The 8,094-nt window shown below is 43.9% G+C and carries 7 protein-coding genes and 1 pseudogene; all 8 read left to right on the plus strand.

Annotated elements, in window-relative coordinates; translation table 11 throughout:
• Nucleotides 1–240 (plus strand): annotated as a pseudogene (locus CXF78_RS08415) (UDP-N-acetylmuramoyl-L-alanine--D-glutamate ligase); the annotation flags it as partial.
• Nucleotides 230–1,444, plus strand: coding sequence for a cell division protein FtsW (gene ftsW, locus CXF78_RS08420; RefSeq protein ID WP_011639215.1), 1,215 nt, complete (start codon nucleotides 230–232; stop codon nucleotides 1,442–1,444). The pseudogene CXF78_RS08415 and the gene ftsW, both read left to right, overlap by 11 nt.
• Nucleotides 1,444–2,547 (plus strand): undecaprenyldiphospho-muramoylpentapeptide beta-N-acetylglucosaminyltransferase, encoded by a 1,104-nt coding sequence (gene murG / locus CXF78_RS08425; protein ID WP_011639214.1) that lies wholly within the window; start codon nucleotides 1,444–1,446, stop codon nucleotides 2,545–2,547. Before ftsW ends, murG begins: the two co-directional genes overlap by 1 nt.
• A gap of 1 nt (nucleotide 2,548) precedes the next feature.
• A complete protein-coding gene (murC, locus tag CXF78_RS08430; protein ID WP_011639213.1) occupies nucleotides 2,549–4,006 on the plus strand; it encodes a UDP-N-acetylmuramate--L-alanine ligase in 1,458 nt (485 codons plus the stop codon).
• A 121-nt stretch (nucleotides 4,007–4,127) separates the two neighbouring features.
• The gene (locus CXF78_RS08435; RefSeq protein ID WP_011639212.1) at nucleotides 4,128–4,898 is read left to right on the plus strand and encodes a cell division protein FtsQ/DivIB; all 771 of its coding nucleotides are present in this window, start codon (nucleotides 4,128–4,130) and stop codon (nucleotides 4,896–4,898) included.
• Nucleotides 4,895–6,130, plus strand: a complete 1,236-nt coding sequence (ftsA, locus tag CXF78_RS08440; RefSeq protein WP_011639211.1) for a cell division protein FtsA — start codon at nucleotides 4,895–4,897, stop codon at nucleotides 6,128–6,130. The genes CXF78_RS08435 and ftsA overlap by 4 nt, the downstream gene beginning before the upstream one ends.
• A gap of 26 nt (nucleotides 6,131–6,156) precedes the next feature.
• A complete protein-coding gene (ftsZ, locus tag CXF78_RS08445) occupies nucleotides 6,157–7,323 on the plus strand; it encodes a cell division protein FtsZ (RefSeq protein ID WP_011639210.1) in 1,167 nt (388 codons plus the stop codon).
• 210 nt (nucleotides 7,324–7,533) lie between these two features.
• A partial coding sequence (gene lpxC, locus CXF78_RS08450; protein ID WP_102036507.1) for a UDP-3-O-acyl-N-acetylglucosamine deacetylase occupies nucleotides 7,534–8,094 on the plus strand: 561 nt, incomplete at its 3' end.

An 8,094-nucleotide genomic window follows, 5' to 3' on the forward strand; every position in this document is an offset into this window, starting at 1 on the left:
AGTAATATTACCCAGCTTATTACCTTGGGGCGAGATGGCCGAAAAATTGCCAAATTAAAAGCAGGCACTATTGAAGTGGCAACGATGGCTGAAGCCGTTGCCAAAGCCGCTGAATTAGCATCGTCTGGTGACATAGTTTTATTGTCGCCAGCATGTGCCAGTTTAGATATGTATAAAAACTTTATGGCTCGCGGTGATGATTTTAGACAGTGTGTGGAGTCGTTAGCCGATGGCGAATAACGAGCAGCAACTTAGCTTGTTTAAACGGGGCCTTAATTGGACTTTGCCCTCGTTATTATCAGATGACCATACACCGGGTATGCCGTTATACGATCGTAGCTTTCTAGTCGCGATTGTCGGCTTAATGTGTTTTGGCTTTGTTATGGTGATGTCGGCTTCAATGCCTGAAGCGACCAAACTGACTGGCGACCCGTTTTATTTTATGTATCGCCATGTGCTTTACCTTGTTGGCTGCGTAGTGATTGCTTTCGTGGTACTTAAGTTCGAAGTCAGCTATTGGGAAAAAAACAGCGGCATGTTGATGCTAGCGGTATTGGTATTATTGATAGCAGTACTGTTTATCGGTACTTCGGTTAACGGTGCTCGTCGTTGGTTGTCTATCGGTCCTATTAGGATCCAAGTCGCCGAAATGGCCAAGTTTGTGTTTATTGTCTACATGGCAGGTTACCTAGTACGTCGTCATGGTGAGTTACGCGAAAACCGTAAAGGCTTCTATAAACCTATTGGGGTTTACGGTTTGTTTGCAGTATTGATTTTGTTACAGCCAGACCTCGGCACCGTGGTGGTGTTGTTTGTGTGTACGGTAAGCTTGTTGTTTTTGGCTGGCGCGCGCATTACAGATTTTATGGTATTGGTATTACTTGGCGTGGCGACCTTCGTATTGCTGGTGCTATTCGAGCCCTACCGTATGCGACGTGTGACCTCGTTTATGGATCCGTGGGAAGACCCATTTGGCAGTGGTTATCAGTTGACGCAATCCTTAATGGCTTATGGCAGAGGTGATTGGTTTGGTCAGGGGTTAGGCAACAGTATTCAGAAATTGGCTTATTTACCAGAGGCTCATACGGATTTTATCTTTGCTGTTATTGGTGAGGAGTTGGGGTTTACCGGTATTATTATAGTGTTATGCACGCTATTTTTTATTGCTATTCGCGCGATTAGATTGGGCAATTTATGTTTAAAAATGCAGCGTCCTTTTGAAAGTTATGTCGCCTATGGTGTCGGTATTTGGATTTGTTTTCAGACCGTAGTTAACGTGGGAGCCAGTATTGGTATGTTACCAACCAAAGGGTTAACCCTGCCGTTTATCAGCTATGGTGGCAGTAGCTTGTGGATTATGACTGCTGCGGTGATGTTGCTTGTTAGGATAGATCATGAACGTCGAGTTAGTTTGGTGCAAGCCGTACAAGGGAGAACCAGTTAATGAACAGTAATATTAGTAGTTCTCCTAAGATATTAATTATGGCTGGCGGCACTGGCGGTCATGTTTTTCCTGCACTTGCAGTGGCGAAGTATTTAGCTGAAAAAGGTTGGCAAATACGTTGGTTAGGTACTGCCGACCGGATGGAAGCCCGTTTAGTGCCTCAGCACGGATTTGATATTGAATTTATCGATATTAAAGGTGTGCGTGGTAATGGGCTTATGCGTAAGTTAGCGGCACCATTTAAAATTATCCGTTCAATTATTCAAGCCAAAGCGGTGATTGATGATTTTCAACCCGATGTGATTCTAGGCATGGGCGGATTCGCTAGCGGCCCGGGCGGCGTGGCCGGAAAATTATCAGGTATTCCTGTCGTGTTGCATGAGCAAAATGCGATTCCAGGATTAACCAATAAGTTGTTATCTAAGATTGCCAAAAAGGTATTGTGTGCATTCCCCAATACCTTTGCCAGTAACGTCGCTAATGTTGAAGTTGTGGGCAACCCTATTCGCCAAGAGCTGATTGAGTTAGGCGCACAAATTAAAACTCCGCAAGCCGATGCGTTAAGAGTACTGGTGGTGGGTGGCAGTTTAGGTGCCAAAGTATTGAATGATGTAATGCCTGCAGTAGTGGCTCATCTGAGCAAATATCATTCTCTGACAGTTTGGCATCAAGTGGGCAAAAATAATCAGGCAACAGTGAAAGCGAGTTATCAACAACTTGGTCAATCAGACAGTGTCAATGTTGCAGAATTTATTGATGATATGGAAGCCGCTTATCGTTGGGCTGATGTAGTGGTATGTCGCTCCGGTGCTCTTACTGTATCAGAGTTAGCAGCCGTAGGGTTACCGAGTATTTTAGTACCGTATCCTCATGCCGTGGATGATCATCAAACTGTAAATGCATCAGTACTTGTTGATGCTGGCGCAGGATTTTTATTACCACAAACCATTTTAAATGCAGATAACCTTGCTGAAAAATTGCAGTTATTTGCTGAAAATAGACAAGAACTAGCCCAAATGGGTCATAAGGCAAGAGGCGTAGCGGTATTAGATGCGACTCAACGAGTAGCAGATATTTGTGCCTCATTTGCGAGAAAGGGTTGAAATGACTAAGACAGAAAGATACGCACAGCTTCGTAGCATGATCCCTGAAATGAGACGGATCAAGCGCATTCATTTTGTTGGCATCGGTGGTGCCGGCATGGGTGGTATTGCGGAAGTGCTTGTGAACGAAGGCTATCAAATAAGCGGCTCAGATATCGCTATCAATAGCGTGACTGAACGTTTGGCGAGTCTTGGCGCAAAAATTATTATTGGCCATCAGGCCCAAAGTGTTGAGCAGGTAGATGTTGTTGTGGTTTCTACAGCCATTAACCCGCAAAATCCTGAGATTATTGCCGCTAAAGAATTACGTATTCCGATCGTGCGCCGTGCAGAGATGCTGGCTGAGTTAATGCGCTATCGTCATGGTGTTGCGATTGCCGGTACTCATGGTAAAACCACCACGACGAGCTTAATTGCCAGCGTATATGGTCAAGCCGACCGTGATCCAACATTTGTGATTGGTGGTTTACTTAATAGTGCAGGTACTAATGCTCGCTTAGGCACCAGCCGTTACCTTATTGCTGAAGCAGATGAAAGCGATGCAAGCTTTTTGCATTTGCAGCCGATGGTCAGTGTGATCACCAATATTGAAGCCGATCACATGGACACTTATGGTGGCGACTTTGAGAAATTGAAGACCACTTTCGTCGACTTTTTACATAATCTGCCATTTTATGGTGTGGCAGTGATGTGTATTGATGATGAAGTGATCCGCGAAATTATGCCACGTATTGGCCGCCAAGTTGTCACCTATGGTTTCAGTGAAGAGGCTGATGTTCAGGCAATTAATTTTGCACAAAATGGTCATCAGTCAAGCTTTACGGTTAAGCGTCATGGCAAAGATAATGTCGACATTGTACTTAATTTGCCAGGTGAACATAACGTTCTTAACGCTTTAGCCGCAATTGCTGTCGCCAGTGAAGATGACATTGATGATAGTGCGATTGTACAAGCACTTGCAGAGTTTGAAGGTATAGGTCGTCGTTTCCAACATTTAGGTGAATTTGAAACACCTAATGGCAGTGTAATGCTCGTGGACGACTACGGTCATCATCCAAGTGAAGTATTAGCAACGATTAAAGCAGCGAGAGCAGGTTGGCCAGACAAGCGTTTAGTGATGGCATACCAACCGCATCGTTATAGCCGTACGCGTGACTTATATGAAGACTTTGTCGATGTATTGTCACAGGTCGATTGTTTATTATTATTAGATGTTTATGCCGCGGGTGAAGCTCCGATCCCGGGAGCTGATGGACGGGCTTTATGCCGTTCAATTAGATTACGAGGTCAAATAGACCCTATTTTTATCGCCAGTCCAGATCAACTAGCGGCAGTATTACCTGATGTGTTGCAGCATGGGGATTTATTTATGACTCAAGGTGCAGGCAATATTGGGGCTTTATCGAAAGAATTAGCCCAGAGTAATTTGGGTTGTAAAGTGCTTGTAGAAGAGCAATAAAGTGATTGATTTTTCAGCAATTATTGTGTGTGAAAATCGAGCTTTAAACCTTATGAATTGGTCTATATAATGACCGATCTTTTGGAGTTAACTCCGGAACAACGTCAGAGGCGGATTTAAGGTGTCGTGGAGCGATAAAGGGCGGCAACTAAAACATAAATTAGCTCGTGTTAATTGGTATTTTTGCACTGGTGTAGTGTTTTTATCCTGTGTGCTTGGCACCGTAGTTTGGGGTTGTGTGCAACTACACGAGTTGTTAAATGATGCTGATGCATTACCTATTGAAGCGGTTGCTATTAAAGGTGAGCGAATTTATACCACCGATGACGAAATTAAAAATGCATTACAGTCATTGATGCAAAGTAGTTTTTTTAGCGCTGATGTGGTGGATGTACAAAAAGCATTAGAAGCATTGCCGTGGGTTTATCATGCATCAGTAAGACGAGAATGGCCGGCAAAGTTCAAGATCACCTTGCAAGAGCAACAAGCTGTAGCGCATTGGAATGAAGTGTCTTGGCTTAATATTAATGGTGAAGTTTTTGATGCGTTAGCGTATTCAGAGCATGATGCATTACCTAAATTATTTGGCCCAGAAGGGACAGAAATAGAAGTATTGACCAGTTACCAGCAGTTAGATGATTTATTGACAATAAACGAGTTTAAGTTGGCCAGTTTACGCTTAAGTCCACGCCATGCATGGCATGCCGTACTGGCTAACGGAATTGAAATTGAGCTTGGACGAGAAGATAAAATGTCACGGATACAACGCTTTATTAATGTGTATCCAACTTTGAAGCAAAGTGAAAAACCAGTTGCGACCGTTGATTTACGTTACGATACCGGGTTCGCCGTAGGTTGGGATGATTCAAAAAAGAGAGTCGACAATAAATGACCAAAAATCAGGAAAGAAACCTCATCGTGGGGTTAGATATAGGGACATCCAAGGTCGCAGTGATCATTGGTGAAGTATTACCTGATGGTGAGATTAGTGTCATTGGTTTAGGTAATCATCCTTCTCGAGGCATGGATAAAGGCGGCGTGAATGATCTCGACTCTATAGTGCGCAGCGTGCAACGGGCGTTAGATCAAGCAGAGTTAATGGCTGATTGTCAGGTTTCATCGGTGTACTTAAGTATTTCGGGTAAACATATTGCCTGCCAAAATGAAAATGGCATGGTGTCGATTAACGACGAAGAAGTAACTCAAGAAGATGTTGATAATGTAATCCATACCGCTCGCTCGGTTAAAATCCCGACAGAGCGTCGTATCTTGCATGTATTACCGCAAGAGTATTCAATCGACGTTCAAGACGGGATTAAGAGCCCAATTGGTATGTCAGGTATGCGTATGGAAGCCAAGGCTCATATTGTTACCTGTGCCAATGATATGGCAAAAAATATCACAAAGAGCGTGGAGCGTTGTGGTTTAAAAGTTGATGACTTAGTGTTTTCAGGTATCGCTTCTGCAGACTCAGTGCTCACAAATGATGAGAAAGATTTAGGCGTGTGTATTGTTGATATTGGTGGTGGCACAACCGATATTGCTGTATATACCAACGGCGCATTACGTCATTGTGCAGTTATTCCGGTAGCGGGTAACCAAGTCACAAGTGACATCGCCAAGATATTCAGAACACCGTTAACGCATGCTGAACAAATAAAAGTGCAGTTTGCCAGTGCCAGAAGTTCAACGGTAAGCCGTGAAGACAGTATTGAAGTGCCATCCGTTGGTGGCCGTCCTTCACGCAGCATGTCACGCCATACTCTGGCAGAAGTGGTAGAGCCAAGATATCAAGAATTGTTTGAGCTTGTTCTCAAGCAGTTACAAGATAGCGGTCTAGAAGATCAAATTGCAGCAGGGATTGTGCTTACTGGAGGAACGTCCTCGATATCGGGTGCCGTTGAAATTGCTGAAGCAACCTTTGGTATGCCTGTTCGTGTCGCATCACCGCTACCAGTAAAAGGGTTATACGAATATGTGGATCAACCTATTTATTCAACAGGAATAGGGTTGCTTCATTATGGCGCAAGGCGAGTCATCGAACGGCAGTTCGAACGACCTGAGCGCCAAGGGGTTACCAGCTTTTTGAATCGGGTCAAAAGTTGGTTTAAGGGTGAATTTTAATAACGCAGACAAATGGAGATCAGACAATGTTTGAGATCATGGATACACATTCAGACGAAGCGGTGATTAAAGTCATCGGCGTCGGTGGCGGCGGCGGAAACGCGGTCGAACATATGGTAAAACACAGCATCGAAGGTGTTGAATTTATCGTTACCAATACAGATGCACAAGCACTACGTAAATCAAGTGCTGGTTCAACTATTCAACTTGGCCGCGACGTGACTAAAGGTCTCGGTGCGGGCGCAAACCCAGATGTGGGTCGTCAAGCCGCTGAAGAAGACCGCGAGAATATTCGTGCTGCAATTAAAGGGTCTGACATGATCTTTATCGCTGCCGGCATGGGTGGTGGTACCGGTACTGGTGCTGCTCCTGTCGTGGCAGAAATTGCCCGTGAAGAAGGTATTCTAACCGTTGCAGTTGTGACCAAGCCTTTTCCTTTTGAAGGTAAAAAGCGCATGGCCTATGCAGAACTTGGTATTGCCGAGTTAGCTAAACATGTGGATTCGTTAATTACGATCCCCAATGAAAAGCTATTAAAAGTATTGGGTCGTGGTACTTCATTGCTTGATGCTTTTGCTGCAGCTAACAATGTATTACTTGGTGCTGTTCAAGGTATTGCTGAGCTAATTACTCGTCCTGGTCTAATCAACGTCGATTTCGCCGATGTGAAAACTGTTATGTCTGAAATGGGTAATGCCATGATGGGTACCGGTGTTGCTCGTGGTGATGATCGTGCTGAAGAAGCTGCAGAGGCTGCTGTGGCTAGCCCATTACTTGAAGATATCGACTTAGCCGGTGCGCGCGGTGTGTTAGTTAACATCACAGCAGGTATGGATATCACTATCGAAGAGCTTGAAACTGTGGGTAACCACGTTAAAGCTTATGCATCAGACAATGCCACTGTTGTAGTTGGTGCTGTCATTGATCCAGAAATGAGTGATGAATTACGTGTAACTGTTGTTGCTACAGGTATCGGTGCAGAGAAAAAGCCAGACATTCAATTAGTGTCTAAGCCTGTTGCTCGTCCAGAACCCGTTGTAATAGAGCCGCGTCCAGAACCTGTTGAAGATGTTATGACACAACAAAGTTACGCAGCACCTAAAGGCAATGCTGTTCCGCAGCCTCAACCTGTACAACGTACTGATGCTGACTATCTTGATATTCCAGCATTCTTGCGTAAGCAGGCTGATTAATACACGAATAAAACGTTATGTTTTTGCGTGACTAATGAGCGAAGTGTGCGAAAAAGGTTATTTTGCAAGCTGGTTTATACATTTACTCTGTGTTTGGCGTTTTTTTTGTGAAAAACCAAATTTATGGTAGCATGTTGTACCAGTTATGCATGATAGCGTAGGGCTATTTTTGCAACTATTTGTTTAATATTGATATTTATGGGCGACTGAATGATTTTTCAAAGAACTGTTCAAAAAATGGTGAAGAGCACTGGAGTCGGATTGCATTCCGGCAACAAAGTGACTCTATGCATTATGCCCGCACCAGTGAATACAGGGATTGTACTAAAGCGTACCGACCTTAGCCCAGCTGTGTCTATTCCAGCAAAAGCTGATATGGTTCGTGAAACCACAATGTGTACTGCCCTTGTAAACGATGCTGGTATTAGGATATCAACAATTGAGCATTTGTTTGCGGCACTTGCCGGCTTAGGCATCGATAATGCAATTATCGAAGTTGACGCACCAGAAATCCCGATTATGGATGGCAGTGCAAGCCCATTTGTGTTCTTACTGCAAAGTGCAGGAATTAAAGAACAAGCGGCAGCTAAAAAATACCTAAAAATCATCAAACCTGTGCGTGTTGAAGATGGCGATAAATGGGCTGAGTTAAAGCCTTTTAAAGGGTTTAGAGTTGATTTTAGAATTGACTTTGATCATCCAGAAATTGCTCGTAGTCAACAACACGTGGTGATGGACTTTTCGACCTCAGCGTTTGTGAAAGACATTAGT

The sequence above is a fragment of the Shewanella sp. 11B5 genome (genome assembly GCF_002836795.1).
GTDB lineage: Bacteria > Pseudomonadota > Gammaproteobacteria > Enterobacterales > Shewanellaceae > Shewanella > Shewanella frigidimarina.